This is a genomic window from Pseudomonas sp. GP01-A4, from assembly GCF_058780865.1.
Genome location: NZ_JBYSWF010000048.1, coordinates 31,436 through 50,673 on the forward strand (window position 1 = coordinate 31,436; position 19,238 = coordinate 50,673).

Here is a 19,238-nt window from a genome sequence, read left to right on the forward strand (position 1 = left end):
TGGGTACAGGCGCATTATGCCTAGTGCTGCTCGGCAAGACACTCGCGCAATGCGTCATGCCACTGCGGTTGCGAGACATGCCATTGCTGTTGCAGGCGGCTGCAATCGAGGCGTGAGTTCAGCGGGCGCCTGGCCGGCGTTGGATAGGCGCTGGAGGGAATCGCTTCCAGCTCGGCGCAGGCACGACCGTTGGCCCGTAGTTGCTCGCCGATGGCCTGGGCAAAGCCGAACCACGACGTCTCGCCCTGGGCCGTCAGGTGGTAGACACCCCAATCCCCGGCCTGGCCCGCCTGCCAGCGCTCGATCAGTGCACGGGTGCTGTTGGCGATGGTCCCGGCCCAGGTCGGCGCGCCGATCTGGTCGGCGACGATGCGCATCTGCGGTTTTTCCTGCAGCAGGCGTTGCATGGTCAGCAGGAAGTTCTTGCCGTGGGTCGAGTAGACCCAGCTGGTGCGCAGGATCAGGTGTTCACCGCCGACGGCCGCGATCGCCTGTTCGCCCGCCAGCTTGCTTGCGCCATAGACGCCCAGCGGGTTGGTTGCGTCGTCCTCGTTGTAGGGCGCGGCCTTGCTGCCGTCGAACACGTAGTCGGTGGAATAGTGAATCAGCGGAATGCCCAGTGCCTTGGCTTCCTCGGCGAAAATCCCGGGCGCGGTGGCGTTGATGGCGAAGGCCACGTCCGGCTCGCTCTCGGCTTGATCGACGGCCGTATGGGCGGCTGCGTTGATGATCAGGCCCGGGCGATGGGCGCGTACTTGGTCGCGGACCTGCTCGGGACGGGTCAGGTCAAGCTGGTCGCGGCCCAACACGACCAACTCGCCCAGGCCCTGGAGGCGCTGTTGCAGCTCCCGGGAGACCTGGCCGTGTTGGCCGCTGATGAGGATTTTCAACGGGCTGTTCATGGGAACAGGTCGGCTTCTTTCAGGCTTTTACCGTTCTGGTCCTTGGCGGACAAGGTTGGCGTGCCGGTCAGTTGCCAGTTGATGTTGAGGTCCGGATCGTCCCAGCGAATGCAGCGTTCTGCCGAGGGCGTGTAGTAATCCGTGGTTTTGTAGAGGAACTCGGCGTAGTCGCTGAGCACCACAAAACCATGTGCAAATCCCGGTGGAATCCACAGCTGGCGATTATTCTCCGCGGATAAATGCACGCTGGCCCATTTGCCGAAAAGTGGTGAGCCGCGACGGATATCCACCGCCACGTCCAGCACTTCACCGGCGGTTACACGCACCAGCTTGCCTTGAGCGTGTTCCACTTGGTAATGCAGGCCACGCAGCACACCCTTTTGAGAGCGCGAATGGTTGTCCTGCACAAACTCTTGTTGCAAACCGGTCGCCTGGGCGAAAGCCCGGGCGTTGAAACTTTCATAAAAAAAGCCGCGCTCATCGCCAAAAACCTTCGGCTCGATGATCAATACACCGGGCAGTTCAGTGGCGGTTACATTCATTTAGTTTCCCCAGCGAGAGTGAACAAGTACTGACCATAGCCGGTTTTGCCAAAATATTTGGCCCGTTCCAGTAAATGATCACGGTCGATCCAGCCGTTCTCGTAAGCGATTTCTTCCAGGCACGCCACTTTCAGGCCTTGGCGGTGTTCGATGGTCTGAACGTACGTCGAGGCTTCCAGCAGGCTGTCGTGGGTCCCGGTGTCCAGCCAGGCAAAGCCACGGCCGAAGCGTTCTACGTGCAGGTCGCCGCGCTGGAGGTAGGCGTTGTTGACGTCGGTGATTTCCAATTCGCCGCGCGGCGATGGCTTGACCGCCTTGGCGATCTTGATCACGTCGTTGTCGTAGAAATACAGGCCGGTCACCGCGTAGCTCGACTTTGGCTTGGCGGGTTTTTCCTCAATGGAAAGTGCGCGGCCTTCGCTGTCGAAATCGATCACGCCGAAACGCTCCGGGTCCTTCACCCAGTAACCGAACACCGTGGCACCAGATGGGCGCTCTGCAGCAGTGCGCAGTTGGTCGCCGAAATGCTGGCCGTGGAAGATGTTGTCGCCCAGGATCAGGCACACCGGATCATCGCCGATGAACTCTTCGCCAATCAAGAACGCTTGTGCCAGGCCGTCCGGCGACGGTTGTTCGGCGTAGGTAAAACGCACGCCAAACTGGCTGCCATCGCCCAGCAGGTTGCGGTATTGCGGCAGGTCTGCCGGGGTTGAGATCACGAGGATTTCCTTGATCCCGGCCAGCATCAGCACCGAGATCGGGTAGTAGATCATCGGCTTGTCATACACCGGCAGCAGTTGCTTGGAAACACCCAGTGTAATGGGGTGCAAACGGGTGCCGGAGCCACCGGCCAATACGATTCCCTTCATCATGCGATCAGATCCTTAAAGTCAGTGTTGCCCAGTCGTTCACCCTGATAACTGCCGTCCTGGACCCTGCGGCACCATTCCAGGTTATCGAGGTACCACTGCACGGTTTTGCGCAGGCCGGTTTCAAAGGTTTCTTCGGGCACCCAGCCCAGCTCGCGTTCGATCTTGCTGGCGTCGATCGCGTAGCGCTGGTCGTGGCCCGGGCGATCCTTGACGAAGGTGATCAGGTCAGTGAATTTCTCCAAGCCCGCCGGGCGTTGTGGCGCCAACTCTTCCAGCAGGCCGCAGATGCTGCGCACCACATCGATATTCTTCTGCTCGTTGTGACCGCCGATGTTGTAGGTCTCGCCTACCACACCTTCAGTCACCACTTTGAACAGCGCGCGGGCGTGGTCTTCGACGAACAGCCAGTCGCGCACTTGCAGGCCATCGCCGTACACCGGCAACGGTTTGCCCGCCAGGGCGTTGAGGATCACCAGCGGGATCAGCTTCTCGGGGAAGTGGAACGGGCCGTAGTTGTTCGAGCAGTTGGTCAACAGCACCGGCAGGCCGTAAGTGCGCTGCCAGGCGCGTACCAGGTGATCGGACGCGGCCTTGCTGGCCGAGTACGGCGAGCTTGGGGCGTAGGGCGTGGTTTCGGTGAACAGGTCATCGACGCCGTGCAGGTCGCCATACACTTCATCGGTGGAGATGTGGTGGAAGCGGAAGGCACTCTTGGCCGGCTCTTCCAGCTTCTGCCAATAACCGCGTGCGGCCTCCAGCAAGCTGTAGGTGCCGACGATATTGGTCTGGATAAAATCCGACGGGCCGTCGATGGAACGGTCCACATGGGACTCGGCCGCCAGGTGCATGATCGCGTGGGGCTCAAAGCGCGTCAGTATGGCGCTGACGGTGGCCTGGTCGATGATGTCGGCCTGGACGAACTCATAACGGCTATCGCTGGCGATGCTGGTCAGCGACTCGAGGTTGCCTGCGTAGGTCAGTTTGTCCAGGTTGAGCACTTCGTGCTCGGTGTGTTGAATCAGGTGCCGGATCAGAGCGGAACCGATGAATCCGGCGCCGCCGGTGATGAGAATGCGCATGTCGGAAGCCCTTTTCCTTAGACGGACATTAAGCGAATGGAGCATAGCTTGAGTTGTGGCGCGAGACGGTGCAAGGCCCGATGGCAATTTGCGTGCCGAAACACCGTATTTGCAGGGGTTGCGTAACCCCCTTCAACAATGGCGATATAGGCGCCTGATAAAAACACTAGGGGTCTTCACATGTTGCTCGCCACGTTGATTCATCGCGCCAGCCTGCCATGCCCGCAAGTCGGGCCTGTGCCTGCGACGCAGCTACTTGAGCAGCATTACGGCCTGGGTGGGGCGTTGCGGTCCCTCGGCAGCCAGCAAGACCTCAACTACCGTATCGACAGCGAGCGTGGCCGTTTTGTGCTGAAAATCTGCCGGGGCGACTACGCCGCCGTCGAGTTGCAGGCCCAGCACGCAGCTTTGAAGCATCTGCAGGGCCATTCGGATGTACGGGTGCCCAAGGTGATCTCGTCGCTCGGTGGCGAAGAACTGCTGACCGAGACCGTCGCCGGGCAAACCGTGCACCTGCGGTTGCTGGACTACATCGACGGCCAGCCGCTGACCCATCTGCCCCATCTGGGGCGCGAGGTGATCGCAGGCTTCGGCGAACTCTGCGGGCGGATGAGCCAGGCGCTGGCCGACTTCGAGCATCCGGGCCTGGAACGTACCCTGCAATGGGACCCACGCCATGCCCTTGAGCTGATCACTCATTTGCTGGCGACTCTCGAAAACCTCCCGCACCGGGCCGGGCTGGAGCGCGTGGTGGAGCAGGTCGGGCAGCGTCTGCGGCCGTTGGCCGACCGCTTGCCCTGGCAAGCCGTGCACATGGACATCACCGATGACAACGTGGTCTGGCAGCGCGATGCCCAGCGGCATTGGCAGATTGAAGGCGTGATCGATTTTGGCGACCTGGTGCGCACCTGGCGCATTGCCGACCTGTCGGTGACCTGCGCGGCGCTGCTGCATCATGCCGAGGGTGATCCGTTCGCGATCCTGCCGGCGATCCAGGCGTGCCACCGGATCACGCCGTTGCAGCGCGAAGAGTTGCAGGTGCTATGGCCGCTGATCGTCGCGCGGGCCGCGGTGTTGGTGCTGAGCAGCGAACAGCAGCAACGCCTGGACCCGGATAACGCGTACCTGTTGAAGAATGCCGAGCATGAGTGGGAAATTTTCCACGTAGCCACCTCGGTGCCCTTTGAATTGATGGAGGCGGCGATCCTGAACTGCGTCGGTGCCGAATTGCCGCCGATTGTCGGTGAAGGCTTCGCGCCTTTGTTGCCGGGGCTCGTTGGGCGTGAATTCGCGTTGATCGATCTGGGCGTGCTCAGCCCGCATTTCGAGGCGGGTAACTGGGAGCAGGAGGGCATTGATCGCCGATTGCTGGAACAAGCGGCCGTGGTCCATGGCCTGGCAGCCAGTCGTTATGGTCAATACCGTCTGTCCCGCACCCAACCCGACAGTGCCGTCGAGCCCGACACCTTCGCGCTTCACGTAGAACTGCACATGCCCTTGGGCGCCACGGTGGAAGCACCGTTCGCCGGCACCTTGCGCTATGGCGCCGAAGGCCTGCTGAGCCTGCATAGCGCCCAGTTGAGTGTTCGGTTGTGGGGCGTGAACGCCTTGTTGAAGCACGGCGCCGCAGTGGTAAAAGGCCAGGTAATCGGCGACGTGGTCGCGCCGCTGACAGTACAACTGTGCCGCGCCGAGCTTGAGCCGCCGCTGTTCTGCACGCCTTCCCGGGCGGCGGCATGGCAAACGCTCTGCCCATCCCCGGCTACCTTGCTGGGGCTGGCCTGCGACGCCGAGCCGGAGCTGGACCCCGAAGCCCTGCTGGCGCGTCGGGATGCCAGCTTCGCCCGCTCGCAGAAGCACTATTACGTCGACCCGCCGCGCATCGAGCGCGGCTGGCGCAACCATTTGATCGACATGCAGGGCCGTTCCTACCTCGACATGCTCAACAACGTCGCCGTCCTCGGCCACGGTCATCCGCGCATGGCCGAGGTGGCGGCGCGGCAATGGTCGCTGCTCAACACCAACTCGCGCTTCCACTATGCGGCGATTGCCGAATTCTCCGAGCGTTTGCTGGCGCTGGCGCCGGACTCCATGGACCGGGTGTTCCTGGTCAACAGCGGCACCGAGGCCAACGACCTGGCGATTCGCCTGGCCTGGGCCTACAGCGGCGGGCGCGACATGCTCAGCGTGCTGGAGGCGTACCACGGCTGGTCGGTGGCGGCGGATGCGGTGTCGACCTCGATTGCCGACAACCCCCAGGCCTTGAGCAGCCGCCCGGACTGGGTGCACCCGGTGACCGCGCCGAATACCTATCGCGGCGAGTTTCGCGGGCAGGACAGCGCCCCCGACTACGTACGCAGCGTGGAACACAACCTGGCGAAAATCGCCGCGCAGAATCGCCAGCTGGCGGGTTTCATTTGCGAGCCGGTGTATGGCAATGCCGGCGGGATTTCCTTGCCGCCCGGTTATTTGCAGCAAGTGTACGCGCTGGTCCGGGAGCAGGGCGGCGTGTGCATCGCCGACGAAGTGCAGGTGGGTTACGGCCGCATGGGGCATTTCTTCTGGGGCTTTGAAGAGCAGGGCGTGGTGCCGGACATCATCACCATGGCCAAGGGCATGGGCAATGGCCAGCCGTTGGGCGCGGTAATCACCCGCCGGGAAATCGCCGAGGCGCTGGAGGCCGAGGGTTACTTCTTCTCCTCATCGGGAGGCAGCCCGGTGAGTTGCCGGATCGGCATGGCGGTGCTGGATGTGATGGAGGAAGAAAAGCTGTGGGAAAACGCCCAGGAGGTGGGCGGACACTTCAAGGCGCGGTTGGAGGCGCTGGTCGAGCAGTATCCATTGGTGGGCGCAGTGCATGGTTCCGGGTTTTACCTGGGGCTGGAATTGGTCCGCGATCGACAGACCCTGGAACCGGCCACCGAAGAGACCGCGCTGCTGTGTGACCGGCTGCGGGAACTGGGGATCTTCATGCAGCCCACCGGCGACTACCTGAACATCCTCAAGATCAAGCCGCCGATGGTCACCTCACGGCACAGTGTGGATTTCTTCGTCGACATGCTGGCGAAGGTTCTGGAGGAAGGCTTGTAACAATAAACTCGATTGTTATCGGTAAAATTTGATCATTTTTCGATGAGCGGATATTTATTAGCTTCAAAAGCCGATTTTTATCCGCTATAAAGGCGTCCACTTGCCCGCCGCCGAGGAGATGATTCATGAGCCGTATCGTTACCGTTGCCGCGACCCAGATGGCTTGTTCCTGGGACCTTGATGCCAATCTCGAAACCGCTGAAAGGCTGGTGCGTGAGGCCGCCGCCAAGGGCGCGCAGATCATCCTGATCCAGGAACTGTTCGAGGCCCCGTACTTCTGCCAGAAGCCGAACCCGGACTACCTGCAACTGGCGACCACGGTTGAAGATAACGTCGCGATCAAGCACTTCCAGAAGGTCGCCCGGGAACTGCAGGTGGTGTTGCCCATCAGTTTCTATGAACTGGCCGGCCGCGCGCGTTTCAACAGCATTGCGATCATCGACGCTGACGGCTCCAACCTCGGGATTTATCGGAAAAGCCACATCCCGGACGGCCCGGGCTACCATGAAAAGTATTACTTCAACCCCGGCGACACCGGCTTCAAGGTGTGGAACACCCGCTACGCGAAGATCGGCGTGGGCATCTGCTGGGACCAGTGGTTCCCGGAAGCCGCCCGCAGCATGGCGCTGCAAGGCGCGCAAATCCTGTTCTACCCGACCGCCATCGGCAGCGAGCCCCACGACAAGACAATTTCGTCCCGTGACCACTGGCAGCGGGTACAGCAAGGCCATGCCGGCGCCAACCTGATGCCGCTGATCGCCAGCAACCGCATCGGTAAAGAGGAGCAAGACGGCTACGACATCACCTTCTACGGCTCGTCCTTCATTGCCAATCAGTTCGGCGAGAAAGTAGAAGAACTCAACGAAACCGAAGAAGGCATCCTGGTGCACCGCTTCGATCTCGATGAACTTGAACACATTCGCAGCGCCTGGGGTTCGTTCCGCGACCGCCGTCCGAACCTGTATGGTGCGCTTAAAACCCTCGACGGTTCCCTGGAGTCCTGAATCGCCATGACCACTTTGCACAGCACCCCCCGCGCCGACGGCTTCTACATGCCTGCCGAATGGGCGCCACAGACCCAGACCTGGATGATCTGGCCCGAACGCCCGGACAACTGGCGCCTGGGCGGCAAGCCGGCGCAGGCCGCCCATGTGGCGGTGGCCAAGGCCATCGCACGTTTTGAACCGGTGACCGTGGCGGTCTCGGCCGGCCAGTACGAAAACGCCCGGGCGCGCCTGGACGTGCCGAATATTCGCCTGGTGGAAATGTCCAGCGACGACGCCTGGGTCCGCGATACCGGGCCGACCTTCGTGATCAACAACAGCGGTGAAGTGCGCGGTGTGAACTGGGACTTCAACGCCTGGGGCGGTTTTGATGGTGGCTTGTACTCGCCGTGGAACCGCGACTCCCAGGTGGGCGGCAAGATCCTCGAGATCGAGCGCAGCCCGCGTTATCGCACCGAAGGGTTTGTGCTGGAAGGCGGTTCGATCCACGTCGACGGCGAAGGCACCCTGATCACCACCGAAGAATGCCTGCTTAACCGCAATCGCAACCCGCACCTGCAGCGTGAGGAAATCGAAGCGGTGCTCAGCGCCAACCTGGCGGTGGATAAGATCATCTGGTTGCCGGATGGCCTGTTCAACGACGAAACCGATGGGCATGTGGATAACTTCTGCTGCTACGTACGCCCAGGCGAAGTGTTGCTGGCCTGGACCGACGACCCGCAAGACCCGAACTATGCGCGCTGCCATGCCGCCATGGACGTACTGCAAAGCAGCACCGACGCCCAGGGCCGCTCGTTCACAGTGCATAAAATGCCGATCCCGGGGCCGCTGTACGCCACCGAGGAAGAATGCGCAGGCGTGGACCCGGTAGACGGCACCCAGGAGCGCAATCCCACCGTGCGGTTGGCCGGTTCCTACGTCAACTTCCTGATCGTCAACGGCGGCATCATCGCGCCGAGCTTCGACGACCCGCTGGACAGCCGCGCCAAGGAGATTCTGCAGAGCCTGTTCCCGCAGCATGAAGTGGTGATGGTGCCTGGCCGCGAACTGTTACTGGGGGGTGGCAACATCCACTGTCTGACCCAGCAACAGCCGGCCCCGCACAAAAACTGAGTGCACTTGTAACAGCCTGGTGCCGGGTTTAACGGCAATCGAGTGCGCCATGTTTTGCGCGCTTACAGCAAGCCCGCGGCCCGTCAGGTTCGCGGGCTTTTTTGTGTGCAAGTGCCGACAAACCGGGCACATTGGCATAGCTCTTGTATCGCTGTTGCGACACACAGCACGGTGTATGACTAAGCGGTTCTGTCATAAACCTTGAGTAAGTTAGCCGCTCATGCCGTCGGAGAGAGCGCTGAAATGAATGCCGATATCAACCTGATGTACACGCGCACGTTCCACCCTTTGCGGGTGAACGGTGACGCGATCCATGCGCTGGCGCTCTGGTTGAAGGCAAACGGTTCTCGGCAGATCAGGACGCCCGACCCGCGCCGGGTGATGAGCGAACGGTACCCGGCGGGGCTGTTCAGCGAGGACGAGGTGCAGGCGTTGTGTGAATTGATGCAAGGCTGACGGTTGTTTTCAATGTTGCACTGGACCTTGTGGTGAGGGAGCTTGCTCCCGCTGGGCTGCGCAGCAGCCCCAAAACAGATCATCGAGTTCTATCTGAAAAAACACAGTCGCCTATTTTGGGGGCGCTTCGCACCCCAGCGGGAGCAAGCTCCCTCGCCACGCAAGCCTGTTAGAAACTGTAGGTTCCGGTCACCACCAGGCTGCGCGGGTCGCCGAACTGAATCTGCGCCGCACTCGTCGCTGACGCGTAGTATGTCTTGTCGCTGATATTGTTCAGCGCCGCCCGCACATCCCATTCCTTCTGCCGGAACCCGGCCAGTGCGTCCCAACGGCCATAACCCGGCAACGCCACCGTGTTGGCGTTATCCGCATAACGCTCACCCACCAGCGTCAGCCCGGTTTCCGCGTACCAGCCCATCTCCGGTTTCCAGGTGACGAACAGGCTCGCGTTGCGCTTGGCCACGTCGCTGATGCGCTTGCCTTCAAAGCCATTGTTGTCTTTCACCACCGTGGCGTCCTGCAGGCCGACGCCACCGCGCACGTACCAGTTGCCGACGACCTTGCCGGTAGCGGTCAACTCCACGCCACGGGAACGCTGCTCGCCGCTGAGCAGGGTGATGGTCGGGTCCAGCGGGTCGCGGGTGCGGCGGTTGTAGAGCTCCAATTCATACACTGCCAGGGTGGTGCTCAGGCGGTCGTCGAACCAGTCGCTCTTGACCCCGATTTCCTTCTGTTTGGTCAGCTCCGGGCTCAGGTCGTTGGCGTTGCCCGTGGCATTGGGCGTGATGCCGATCAGGCCGCCGCCGGTCGGCGAGAACGTCTTGCTCCACGAGGCATAGAACGAATGGTGTTCCAGCGGCGTCCAGACCAGGCCCACGCGCGGGCTGGTGCTGTGGCTCACGACCTGTTCCGAGGCGTTGGTCAGCTTGTTGGTGGACTCCACATCAAAGCGGTCATAGCGCAAGCCGGCGAGCAGTTGCCATTGATCGTTCAGGCGCAGTTGGTCCTGCACATACAGGCCCTGGCTTTGCGCTTCGGTGTGACTGCTGCTGAATGCCGGCAGGCGACCGTAGCGGCGCAGGTCCGGGTTGGGGTTGTACACATCCACGCTCGGCACAGCGGCGAGCGGCGCTCGATAGAGTTTCGGGTCACGGCGCTGGTTGCCCAATTCCACTCCGGTGAGCAAGCGATGCTCCAGGCCGAAGGTGGTGAAGCCGCCTTCCAGTTCGACGTTGTTGAGGATGTTGCGGGTGGTCAAGTCCTGCTGCCAGCGCTGGCGCCCGACCTTGCCGGTTTTTGGGTCGTAGCTGACGGCGTAAGTGTTATCGAAGTCGCTGTCTAGGGTGAACACGCCCAACGTATGGCGCAGTTGCCAACTGTCGTTCAGCTCATAGGCAAGCCGCGAACGCAGGGATTGTGACGTGTCGTCGATGTAATCGCGCTTGTCACCATAAGTGGTGCCGCGGCTGACATCTGCCGGCCGCCCATTGACCCCGGGAATGCCCCGGTCCGGCGTGCGGTTGTAGCGGCTGTATTCGTACTGCACCAGCCAGTTCAGGTCGGGGCTCAGTTGCCAGCTCATGGACGGCGCAAACAGTTGGCGATTGCCGCTGACGCCGTCGCGAAAGCTGTTGTTGTCCTGGTTGCCCATGTTCAGGCGCAGGCTGATGGTGTCGGTGGGGTCGGTGCTGAGGTCGGCGTACAGGCTGCGCAAATCATTGCTGCCGCCCTGGGCCTCGATGCTGGAGGCGCGACCGGCCTGGGGCAGCTTGCTCACACGGTTGACGATGCCGCCCTGGCCGCCGCGGCCGTACAACACGGCTGCCGGGCCTTTGAGCACCTCGATGCGTTCGATGTTGTGCAGGTCGCGCACGTATTGGCTGTCGTCGCGAACGCCGTCCAGGTAGAAATCGTTGCTGGCGTCGAAGCCGCGGATGCGCAGGCTGTCGAACCGTGTGTCGGCGCCGCTGCTGACGTTGGGTATACCGCTCAAGGCCTGGCCCAGGTCATTGGTGCCGTAGGAACGCAGGTTGTCGGTTTTTACCGAGTCGATGGCCTGGGGCACATAACGCACGGGTGTGGCGGTGCGGGTGGCGGTGCTGGTTTCCTTGACGCGCGGGTCGTCCTCGTCAGCTTCGGCGCTCACGGAGGTTTCCGGCAGGACAGTGGCAGCGCAGGTAAATCCGGCAGACAGCAGGACAGAGAGCCCAAGGGTCATGGGCGTCAGGCGAAGGGCAGGCATCGGGGTGTGTATCCAAAAAGGTTGGCAGAATAAAAGCGCGTTAATGGTAATGCTTACTATTTGCGCAGGTTATCTATTCCTAGGCGGACCTTTCTGAAAAATGTTACGGCGTATGTTTTTCAAGGGTATTCGACCGATTCTCGAAACAGTCTGAAAGCCGATCCGGGGTTTTTCCCAATTGTGCGTAAGACTAATCTGCCGGTCATCAACATCCATCGGAGCCCGTCATGTCGGCAGCCACACTTCACTACATTTACGACCCGCTGTGCGGCTGGTGTTACGGCGCCGAGCCGCTGCTGAGCGCCGCCCGGAGCGTGTTATCAATCCAGTTGCACGGCGGCGGCATGATGACCGGCGCGAATCGTCAATCCGTATCGCCGCAGTTGCGTGACTACGTAATGCCCCACGACCGGCGCATCGCCGAGTACACCGGGCAACCGTTTGGCGAAGCGTATTTCGAAGGTTTGTTGCGGGACCACGGTGCGGTGTTCGATTCAGCCCCGCCGACCAGCGCCGTGCTGGCCGCAGAAAAAATCGCCGGTCGAGGCCTGGAACTGCTGGCGCGTCTGCAAACGGCGCACTACGTCGAAGGTCGCCGAATTGCCGATAAGGACGTGCTGCTGACCCTGGCCGAATCCATCGGTTTGGATCCCCAAGCCTTCACCGCCGCTTTCAGTGAAATCCTTGGCGCAGCAACTCAAGCGCACATCAATGACAGCCGCCAATGGCTGGCAAAAGTCGGCGGCCAGGGCTTCCCCACACTGGCCCTGGAGCAGAATGGGCAACTGCAATTGCTCGATATCAGCCCCTGGTTGGGCAAGCCAGAAGCCTTCGTTGAGTGGCTGAGACAAAGAGTCGCAATTTCGATTCAACCCACCCAATCGAGTGCACCAATGTGTGGCCTGCAGGGGTGTGCAGATCCAGGAAGCGCTTGATAGAGCCTTGCGCAATGATGGCTATTTAATGTTTCTTAGACTTTTTTAGCCTAAATACAGAAGATTCACGAAATTGACACACAGTAAAGGGCGCGGATAGGATTCGCCCCAACGCCTGTGGCTAACCGCCATGACTTCCCCAATAAAAAAAGGCCCGCGGCATTTCACGTCGTCCGCGGGCCTTTTTTTATCTGGGAAAGTCGACACCAGAAAAGCAACACGGAGCCTGGTGTCACAGCGCGTACTCAACCAGTAATAAGGAATATAAGAAAATGTTGAAGCAACGGATGGGGCTGATCGCTCTGGGGATTTTGAGCGCTACGCAAGCAATGGCTGACGACCAATCCCAATCGAAGGGTTTTGTTGAAGACAGCCACCTGAACATCGCGGCACGCAACGCTTACATCAGCCGCGACTACAAAAACGGCAAGCAAGACAAAGCCGAATGGGGCCAGGGCTTTATCGGCAAGTTCGAGTCCGGCTTCACCCAAGGCACCGTTGGTGTGGGTGTGGACGTGATCGGCCAATACGCCATTCGCCTGGATGGTGGTAAAGGTCGCAGCGGCGCTGGCGGTATCGACTTCTTCAAGCAAGGCGACAGCGGCGAAGCAGCCAACGACCTGGCCAAGGGCGGCGCTGCCGTCAAGGCACGCATCTCCAACACCGTGATCAAGTACGGTGATCAGATGCCAGCCGTGCCGGTCCTGGAATACGACAACTCCCGCCTGTTGTCCGAAACCTATACCGGTACCTCGATCGTCTCCAAGGAAATCGCCGGCCTGCAGCTGGACGCTGGTCACTTCACCAAGGAAGCTCGCAAGAGCGCCGAGGGTTCCGACAGTGGCGCGCTGAAAAGCATCGACTACATCGGCGGTAGCTACAAATTCACCGAAAGCCTGTCGGCAGCGCTCTACGCTTCCAACATGCAGGACGTGCTGAAGAAGCAATACGTCAACGTCAACTACGTGCTGGCCCTGCCAGAGAAGCAATCGTTGACCTTCGACTTCAACGGCTACAAGACCAAGCTCGACCGTAGCTTCGCCCTGGAAAACCAAGGTGACGCCGACGCTCGCGACAACAAAATCTGGAGCCTGGGCGCCACGTGGGCCGTTGGCCCGCACAGCTTCACCGTGGCTCACCAGCGCAGCACCGGTGACACCGGTTACCTGTACGGCGGCTACCGCAACGCAGGCGGCATCGGCGACGGTGGCAACACCATCCTGCTGGCCAACTCCTACTGGTCTGACTTCAACGGCAAGGACGAGCGCTCCTGGCAAGCAGGCTACGGCCTGGACTTCAGCGCCTTCGGCGTGCCTGGCCTGACCTACAACATCGCCTACGTGCGCGGCACCAACATTGACGACGGTTCCAACCGCGGCAGTGGCACCGAGCGTGAAATCTTCAACCAGTTCAAATACGTAGTACAGAGCGGCCCGGCGAAAGACCTGAGCCTGCGTGCCCGTGCGTCGTGGTTGCGCGTTTCCAACAACGCCAGCAACTACAACGTGGGTGGTAACGAGATCCGCCTGTTCGCCGACTACCCAATCAACGTTTTCTAATTGATTCGGCGTCGCGCCTGATTCAAGGCGATAAAAAACCCCGACTGGTTCGGGGTTTTTTTATGCCTGCGATCAGCGCTTGCTGGCGGCTGCGATGATCACATCTGCGACCTTTTGCGGCTGCGACAGCATCGGCACATGGCTGGTTTGCACCACGGTGGTGGTGGCATTGATTTTCTTCGCGTAGGCCTGCTCCAGGCCCGGGTCGATCATGCGGTCCTTGGCGGCGACGATGTAATAGTTGGGTTTGGTTTTCCAGGCGGCGACCGTGATTTTATCGTCGAACGCCTTGCCCAGAATCGGCCCCTGGGTCACGGCAATCAGGTTGGCCTGGTCGGCAGGCAAGTCCTGGGCGAAGTTTTTCGCCACGGACGCGGCGGGCAAATACAAGTAGCCGGAAGCGTCGGCACTGATGGTCTCGATACCCGGCGGGGTTGGGTAGCCTTTCTCGGACTCGGCAGAGCTCTGGCCCTCGGACGGCGCGAACGCGGCCACATAAACCAGTGCCTTGACCTTGTCGCTGGTGCCGCCCTGTGTGATCACACTGCCGGCCCACGAATGGCCCACCAGAACCACCCGCCCACTCTGGGCATCAATCACCCGCTGGGCGGCGGCCACATCATCGGCCAGGGACGTCAGCGGGTTTTGCACCGCCACCACCTTCAAGCCTTTGGCCTGCAACAACGGAATCACCTTGTTCCAGCTGGAGCCATCGGCAAAGGCGCCGTGCACCAGCACCACGGTGGTGTCCGACAGCGCCGGGATGGCGGCATAGGCCTGGCCGCTGAGCATCGCGGCGGCCATCAGTGTAGGCAGCAACAGGGTTTTGAATGTGGATTTAAGCATGTGGGGCACGTCCGTAAGTGAGGGGTTATCGGCCAGCACTCAAGGCGTTTGCAGCCTGCCTTAAGCATGTAGGCAAGACGCGCGGGGAGGGCGGTTATTCCAGGGAGCAGTAAAAAAACGCAGCGCCGGACGTCTCTATTGATTACATAGCATCACTAATGAAGTACTCCGACCCACCTTTATCCACCTCAAGCAACCTCTTAAATTGGCCTCACTGCCTGCCCACCATGTCGATGGGCAAGTCACTGGAGCCTTGTCATGCCATTTGTCAGCGTACGTATCACCCGCGACGGCGTTACCTCGGAGCAGAAAGCCCAGGTCATTGCCGAGATCACCGAAACCCTCGAACGCGTCCTCAACAAACGCCCCGACCTGACCCACATCGTCATTGAAGAAGTCGACACCGATAACTGGGGCTACGCCGGCATCACCACCACCCAGTACCGCAAACAGCTCGCGGAAAATCCGTCATGAGCACGCCTGTCACCATCGACTTCATTTCCGACGTGGTGTGCCCATGGTGCGCCCTCGGCGCCACCGCCCTAGAGCAAGCCATCGACAACCTGGCGGGCGAAGTGAAGGTTGAACTGACCTTCAAACCCTTCGAGCTCAACCCCGACATGCCGGCCGAAGGCGAAAATGCCGTTGCCCACATGATGCGCAAATACGGGCGCAGCGCCGAGGAAGTTGCCAGCGGCAAAAGGATGTTGATGGAGCGAGGCGCGGCCATCGGCTTCACCTTCGACCTGGAAAAGCGCAGCCACTTCTACAACACCTTCGACGCCCATCGGTTGCTGTTTTGGGCTTTGCAGCAAGGGCGCCAGCTCGAGCTGAAAAAGGCGCTGTTGCGCGGGTATTTCAGCGATGGCCAGAACGTCAGTGATCACGAAACCCTGGCGGGTCTGGCCGCCGAGGCCGGGCTGGATATTGAAGGCGCACGACGGGTGCTGGGCTCTACCGCCTACGCCAATGAAGTGCGCGCGCTGGAAGCGTTCTACCGCGAGCACGGCATCAACTCCGTACCGGCCATGGTCCTCAATGGCCGCCAACTGGTCTCCGGGTCGCAATCCGTCAGTTACTACGAACAGATGCTGCGGGAAATGTCCGCCGCGGCTGCTTGAACCATCCCATTTTCCATATAGAGGTTTCATCATGAGCAATTCGAAAAAAGTCGTTGTGATCACCGGCGCATCCCAAGGCCTGGGCGCTGCAGCAGTGAAGGCTTACCGCGAGCTGGATTACCGCGTGGTTGCCACCTCCCGGTCGATCAAACCGTCGACGGATCCGGACATCCTCACCGTGGCCGGCGACATCGCCGACCCGGCCACCGCCGAGCGCGTCATCCGCGAAGGCGTAGCGCGTTTTGGCCGCATCGACAGCCTGATCAACAACGCCGGGATCTTCGTCGCCAAACCGTTCACCAGCTACACCCACGAAGACTACGTAAACGTGTTGGCGGTGAACCTGAACGGGTTCTTCTACATCACCCAACTGGCGATTACCGAGATGCTGAAACAGGGCGCCGGGCACATCGTCAACATCACCACCAGTCTGGTGGACCACGCGATTGATGGCGTGCCGTCGGTGCTGGCATCGCTGACCAAAGGCGGGCTGAACTCGGCCACCAAATCGCTGGCGATTGAATACGCCAAGCGCGGCATTCGCGTGAACGCGGTGAGCCCAGGGATTATCAAGACGCCGATGCATGGGGAAGAGACGCATGCGGCGTTGGGCAGCCTGCATCCGGTGGGGCACATGGGTGAAGCGCGGGATATTGCGCAGGCGATTGTGTACCTGGAATCGGCTGGGTTTGTGACCGGGGAAATTCTGCATGTGGACGGTGGGCAGAGTGCTGGGCACTAAGCGATACGGCTGAATAAAAAACGCCCCGGACAGTGATCGTTCGGGGCGTTTTTTGTTGGCCTGTCGAAATTAACGGGTTGCAGGCGCGACTTGTTCCAACGCTCGATCTACCAGCATTGAACTCAACTCAATCAGTTGCTGAATCCCCAATGCCACTGCCCTTTGTGATCCTTCCAACTCAAATGCCAGATTCGAGACCATCTCGTTGGCTGATGAGAGGGTTTCTGCGGCATTGGCCAGCAGCGTTTCGGTATCCACATCGGGCGAAACGGAGAACAGATTACTGCCTGGACGCGCCGCAGGTTCTGCATCGTCTGATGGGTGCAAGTAATGATCAATCGCCCGCTGTGCGGCGGTATGAAGCTTGGCGTCGATTGGGGCTTGAGGCGGGTTGGGTGTGACCTTGAACATGGCGAAGCTCCTTTAGCGATTCAGGAACTGCCAATCTCACTTCCACATGAGGGTGGCAGCTGTGCGCAGGTGTGGAAGACCGGGGCTAAAGGAACCCGGCGCACCGAAGTGCCCCGCACACAGCCGCCATAACACAAGAATACAGGCGAAAAAAAACGCCGGCAGGTGTTCATGGGCGTTTGAGCGCCTTTAGCCATAGTACGGACTTCCACATCCGGCCGCTGATTTTGCAGCGACTGGGGGAGGTTAGCGGGGTGGAGGATGGGGAGGCAAGCTGATATGGGTGTACGAAAATTCGGGGCCGCAGCGGCATGTGCTCATGAATTAGCTCTTTTTATGGATACGCCATAATTATTGGCTACCCATAATTCTGCATAAAACGCTGAAGGCGGGACTTCGCTACAGGAATTGATCTTTCTGGAGGCTCACCGGCTTGTTCAGTTGGGGCGCCAGGCGTAGACAGAATATGAACACCCCAGAAACAACAAAGCCCCCGCATTTCTGCGAGGGCTTCGTTTTGTATGGTGCGGCACCAGGAGTCGAAAATCTTATTAGCCATATGATTTATAAATACTTTTATTGATGATATACAACCAACTACCTCTAAAAATATCCTTTGACGTGCCCGTTCTTTCATCGACGCAAAAAAAGCCAAACTAGGAGCGATTACTCGGTGAGATTGATCGAGCAACGGGTCGGCTTCAACGAGGCGTTGGTGTATTTCCCGGACTCGATGATCCAGTTCATTTCGCGACGCCTGAAGAACTCGCCAGATGAGCTGGGAACCACCGTTCCCTATCGAACACCGGGCTCAGGCCAGATCGCGTTGTACAAGCATACTTGCGATATCAGTTTTGAGCTTGTGAGCGCTAGCTGCTCACCCTCTGTTAGATGCCGGGGGAGCGGTTAGTAGCGGGGCTTCGACCACCCAGGATAGCCATCGAGCTCCTCCAGCAAACCACCGTTGTCATCGGCGGCACGATAGCCTGCTGAAGCCGGGCGCTGTTCAAGCTCATCGAAAATGATGATGGACTGGGTCTGTTTGGTCGGTGCGTAATAAGTTGCTTGCTCATAGCAGGCGAACCGCCTAGCGTCATCACTATTACTCCAATCCAGACCTTCCGTATCTGCTTCATGAAGCCCGCTGACACCCGACTTCAATGCCTTGGCGGCAGCGGAGTTTTTAGGAAGGACGACGTTTTTGCTGATCCATACTCTTGATGCCTTGAGTGCCTTAGAAACGATGGAGTATTTGATGATGCCGTCTTCGGTCACCACGAATGCCAAGTGATCATTGGAAGCTTGGGCAAACCTGGAGGCAATGCAGGAGCGGGAAGCCTGGAACTGCTCAGCCAGTTCGGTCAGATGCTCCAGCGTAAAGTCCTTCTGTTCCGCGAGCGGTTGGATCAATTGCCATGGCACCAAGCATTCTGCAGCAAAGATGTCGCACAGAATTTCCTCGGGAGGGCGCCCGGTGAAGCGCTCTAGTTCGTCAGAAGGCACCTTCTCATGTTTGGACGGTTGATCGAGCACATGGTGTGCAATCTCATGGAGAATTGTGAAGCGTTGCCTCACTACGCTGTCCTGCTGGTTTACGCAAATGTACTTCTTCTCGCGCCGTATGAGCGTGAAGCCTGCCTCTCCCTCATCGAGCTCTTTCCGGGAGATTTGGAAGCCCAATGACTGCGCCAATGCCTCAACATCAATTGGCGCCGTTGTGACGTTGGCGTCTTTCAGCAGCTTGCGGGCCAATAAAACCGCAGTGGTTTCGTCCATGAAAATCTCCGTTCCTACATCTGTTGAATGAGCTCGATCCGCTTTATCCAGGCTTCTTTGGTATCTGGGCGTTCGCCCCGGAAGCTCATGGTGGCCACATCCTCGAAGTCTTCCCAAGGGATGTCCTTGCGCTCGAGCATTAGGAGATACAGCGCGTTCTCTACCGTCACGGACTTGGCCAGTAACCGAAACACGTCACTCTCTCGGTTGTCGAGCTCGAGTGCATGGCTCAGGCGGACGACGACATCCTCTGACGGAGCCGCTCGATCTCCCTTCTCCAGCCTCCAGATGTAGGCGTGATCAAGATCACCTGCGCGCTTCTCCAAGTCACGGAAACTCAGCTCTTTTCGTTCACGCATGCTCGCGATGAACCCGGCCAAATCCATTATTTTCTCCAACCTATTGCAATGCCCATTGGGGCGGGAGTAGGCTGTTGTCTAGCTAGGCAACAGCTCGCGATTCATGATCCATGATAAGCGGGTTTTTTTTGAAGTCTACTGTTGTCTGGCTAGGCAACGACCATCGGGGTCGTTTTTTTAGAGCCATAG

18 protein-coding genes are annotated in these 19,238 nt (G+C 59.7%); 9 read left to right on the forward strand and 9 right to left on the reverse strand.

The window, feature by feature from the left end; translation table 11 throughout:
• Positions 1-20 precede the first annotated feature (20 nt).
• The 4 genes from rfbD to rfbB are packed head-to-tail and all read right to left on the reverse strand — an operon-like array spanning position 21 to position 3,395.
• On the reverse strand, positions 21-902 hold the full coding sequence (rfbD, locus tag AC3WKX_RS23675) for a dTDP-4-dehydrorhamnose reductase (RefSeq protein ID WP_003213227.1): 882 nt from the start codon (positions 900-902) through the stop codon (positions 21-23).
• Positions 899-1,444: a dTDP-4-dehydrorhamnose 3,5-epimerase gene (gene rfbC / locus AC3WKX_RS23680; RefSeq protein WP_003213229.1), complete on the reverse strand. Its 546-nt coding sequence runs from the start codon at positions 1,442-1,444 to the stop codon at positions 899-901. Before rfbC ends, rfbD begins: the two co-directional genes overlap by 4 nt.
• On the reverse strand, positions 1,441-2,316 hold the full coding sequence (gene rfbA / locus AC3WKX_RS23685) for a glucose-1-phosphate thymidylyltransferase RfbA (RefSeq protein WP_003213231.1): 876 nt from the start codon (positions 2,314-2,316) through the stop codon (positions 1,441-1,443). The genes rfbC and rfbA overlap by 4 nt, the downstream gene beginning before the upstream one ends.
• Positions 2,313-3,395, reverse strand: coding sequence for a dTDP-glucose 4,6-dehydratase (gene rfbB, locus AC3WKX_RS23690; protein ID WP_102604448.1), 1,083 nt, complete (start codon positions 3,393-3,395; stop codon positions 2,313-2,315). The genes rfbA and rfbB overlap by 4 nt, the downstream gene beginning before the upstream one ends.
• Positions 3,396-3,575: 180 nt before the next feature.
• Here rfbB and AC3WKX_RS23695 point away from each other — a divergent pair, with 180 nt between their 5' ends.
• The 4 genes from AC3WKX_RS23695 to AC3WKX_RS23710 all read left to right on the forward strand — a co-directional run bounded on the left by AC3WKX_RS23695 (position 3,576) and on the right by AC3WKX_RS23710 (position 9,058).
• Positions 3,576-6,485, forward strand: a complete 2,910-nt coding sequence (locus AC3WKX_RS23695) for an aminotransferase (RefSeq protein ID WP_102604449.1) — start codon at positions 3,576-3,578, stop codon at positions 6,483-6,485.
• 125 nt (positions 6,486-6,610) lie between these two features.
• On the forward strand, positions 6,611-7,489 hold the full coding sequence (gene aguB, locus AC3WKX_RS23700) for an N-carbamoylputrescine amidase (RefSeq protein ID WP_102604450.1): 879 nt from the start codon (positions 6,611-6,613) through the stop codon (positions 7,487-7,489).
• Positions 7,490-7,495: 6 nt separating this feature from the next.
• Positions 7,496-8,602 carry an agmatine deiminase gene (aguA, locus tag AC3WKX_RS23705; RefSeq protein ID WP_102604451.1) on the forward strand — a complete coding sequence of 369 codons (1,107 nt, stop codon included), beginning with the start codon at positions 7,496-7,498 and terminating at the stop codon, positions 8,600-8,602.
• 243 nt (positions 8,603-8,845) lie between these two features.
• A complete protein-coding gene (locus AC3WKX_RS23710; protein ID WP_003213240.1) occupies positions 8,846-9,058 on the forward strand; it encodes a hypothetical protein in 213 nt (70 codons plus the stop codon).
• 169 nt (positions 9,059-9,227) lie between these two features.
• Here the strand turns inward: AC3WKX_RS23710 and AC3WKX_RS23715 are convergent, their stop codons facing one another.
• Entirely contained in the window at positions 9,228-11,300 is a 2,073-nt protein-coding gene (locus tag AC3WKX_RS23715; protein ID WP_102604452.1) for a TonB-dependent receptor, read from the reverse strand.
• 227 nt (positions 11,301-11,527) lie between these two features.
• Here AC3WKX_RS23715 and AC3WKX_RS23720 point away from each other — a divergent pair, with 227 nt between their 5' ends.
• Together AC3WKX_RS23720 and AC3WKX_RS23725 are read left to right on the forward strand one after the other, a co-directional pair.
• A complete protein-coding gene (locus AC3WKX_RS23720; RefSeq protein WP_102367902.1) occupies positions 11,528-12,235 on the forward strand; it encodes a DsbA family protein in 708 nt (235 codons plus the stop codon).
• Positions 12,236-12,507: 272 nt separating this feature from the next.
• Complete coding sequence (locus tag AC3WKX_RS23725; RefSeq protein WP_003218115.1) at positions 12,508-13,794, forward strand: OprD family porin; 1,287 nt, start codon at positions 12,508-12,510, stop codon at positions 13,792-13,794.
• A 72-nt stretch (positions 13,795-13,866) separates the two neighbouring features.
• Here AC3WKX_RS23725 and AC3WKX_RS23730 read toward each other — a convergent pair whose 3' ends face one another.
• Positions 13,867-14,640 (reverse strand): alpha/beta fold hydrolase, encoded by a 774-nt coding sequence (locus AC3WKX_RS23730; RefSeq protein WP_173882999.1) that lies wholly within the window; start codon positions 14,638-14,640, stop codon positions 13,867-13,869.
• Between the two features lie 258 nt (positions 14,641-14,898).
• Between AC3WKX_RS23730 and AC3WKX_RS23735 the strand changes: the two genes are divergently transcribed.
• Genes AC3WKX_RS23735 through AC3WKX_RS23745 form a run of 3 tightly spaced genes read left to right on the forward strand, consistent with a single transcriptional unit; the run spans position 14,899 to position 16,503 of the window.
• The gene (locus AC3WKX_RS23735; protein ID WP_003218111.1) at positions 14,899-15,114 is read left to right on the forward strand and encodes a tautomerase family protein; all 216 of its coding nucleotides are present in this window, start codon (positions 14,899-14,901) and stop codon (positions 15,112-15,114) included.
• Entirely contained in the window at positions 15,111-15,761 is a 651-nt protein-coding gene (locus AC3WKX_RS23740; protein ID WP_102604453.1) for a DsbA family oxidoreductase, read from the forward strand. The genes AC3WKX_RS23735 and AC3WKX_RS23740 overlap by 4 nt, the downstream gene beginning before the upstream one ends.
• 31 nt (positions 15,762-15,792) lie before the next feature.
• Positions 15,793-16,503: an SDR family NAD(P)-dependent oxidoreductase gene (locus tag AC3WKX_RS23745; RefSeq protein WP_003218108.1), complete on the forward strand. Its 711-nt coding sequence runs from the start codon at positions 15,793-15,795 to the stop codon at positions 16,501-16,503.
• 69 nt (positions 16,504-16,572) lie between these two features.
• Here the strand turns inward: AC3WKX_RS23745 and AC3WKX_RS23750 are convergent, their stop codons facing one another.
• The 3 genes from AC3WKX_RS23750 to AC3WKX_RS23760 all read right to left on the reverse strand — a co-directional run bounded on the left by AC3WKX_RS23750 (position 16,573) and on the right by AC3WKX_RS23760 (position 19,076).
• The gene (locus AC3WKX_RS23750; protein WP_102604454.1) at positions 16,573-16,914 is read right to left on the reverse strand and encodes a DUF6124 family protein; all 342 of its coding nucleotides are present in this window, start codon (positions 16,912-16,914) and stop codon (positions 16,573-16,575) included.
• A 906-nt stretch (positions 16,915-17,820) separates the two neighbouring features.
• Entirely contained in the window at positions 17,821-18,690 is an 870-nt protein-coding gene (locus AC3WKX_RS23755) for an ImmA/IrrE family metallo-endopeptidase (protein ID WP_010567870.1), read from the reverse strand.
• 14 nt (positions 18,691-18,704) lie between these two features.
• Complete coding sequence (locus tag AC3WKX_RS23760; protein WP_010567871.1) at positions 18,705-19,076, reverse strand: helix-turn-helix domain-containing protein; 372 nt, start codon at positions 19,074-19,076, stop codon at positions 18,705-18,707.
• Between the last annotated feature and the right edge of the window lie 162 nt (positions 19,077-19,238).

Bases quoted from the DNA above. Each gene is read 5' to 3' on its own strand.
- rfbD (WP_003213227.1), bottom strand. From the start codon at position 902: ATGAACAGCCCGTTGAAAATCCTCATCAGCGGCCAACACGGCCAGGTC.
- rfbC (WP_003213229.1), bottom strand. From the start codon at position 1,444: ATGAATGTAACCGCCACTGAACTGCCCGGTGTATTGATCATCGAGCCG.
- rfbA (WP_003213231.1), bottom strand. From the start codon at position 2,316: ATGATGAAGGGAATCGTATTGGCCGGTGGCTCCGGCACCCGTTTGCAC.
- rfbB (WP_102604448.1), bottom strand. From the start codon at position 3,395: ATGCGCATTCTCATCACCGGCGGCGCCGGATTCATCGGTTCCGCTCTG.
- AC3WKX_RS23695 (WP_102604449.1), top strand. From the start codon at position 3,576: ATGTTGCTCGCCACGTTGATTCATCGCGCCAGCCTGCCATGCCCGCAA.
- aguB (WP_102604450.1), top strand. From the start codon at position 6,611: ATGAGCCGTATCGTTACCGTTGCCGCGACCCAGATGGCTTGTTCCTGG.
- aguA (WP_102604451.1), top strand. From the start codon at position 7,496: ATGACCACTTTGCACAGCACCCCCCGCGCCGACGGCTTCTACATGCCT.
- AC3WKX_RS23710 (WP_003213240.1), top strand. From the start codon at position 8,846: ATGAATGCCGATATCAACCTGATGTACACGCGCACGTTCCACCCTTTG.
- AC3WKX_RS23715 (WP_102604452.1), bottom strand. From the start codon at position 11,300: ATGCCTGCCCTTCGCCTGACGCCCATGACCCTTGGGCTCTCTGTCCTG.
- AC3WKX_RS23720 (WP_102367902.1), top strand. From the start codon at position 11,528: ATGTCGGCAGCCACACTTCACTACATTTACGACCCGCTGTGCGGCTGG.
- AC3WKX_RS23725 (WP_003218115.1), top strand. From the start codon at position 12,508: ATGTTGAAGCAACGGATGGGGCTGATCGCTCTGGGGATTTTGAGCGCT.
- AC3WKX_RS23730 (WP_173882999.1), bottom strand. From the start codon at position 14,640: ATGCTTAAATCCACATTCAAAACCCTGTTGCTGCCTACACTGATGGCC.
- AC3WKX_RS23735 (WP_003218111.1), top strand. From the start codon at position 14,899: ATGCCATTTGTCAGCGTACGTATCACCCGCGACGGCGTTACCTCGGAG.
- AC3WKX_RS23740 (WP_102604453.1), top strand. From the start codon at position 15,111: ATGAGCACGCCTGTCACCATCGACTTCATTTCCGACGTGGTGTGCCCA.
- AC3WKX_RS23745 (WP_003218108.1), top strand. From the start codon at position 15,793: ATGAGCAATTCGAAAAAAGTCGTTGTGATCACCGGCGCATCCCAAGGC.
- AC3WKX_RS23750 (WP_102604454.1), bottom strand. From the start codon at position 16,914: ATGTTCAAGGTCACACCCAACCCGCCTCAAGCCCCAATCGACGCCAAG.
- AC3WKX_RS23755 (WP_010567870.1), bottom strand. From the start codon at position 18,690: ATGGACGAAACCACTGCGGTTTTATTGGCCCGCAAGCTGCTGAAAGAC.
- AC3WKX_RS23760 (WP_010567871.1), bottom strand. From the start codon at position 19,076: ATGGATTTGGCCGGGTTCATCGCGAGCATGCGTGAACGAAAAGAGCTG.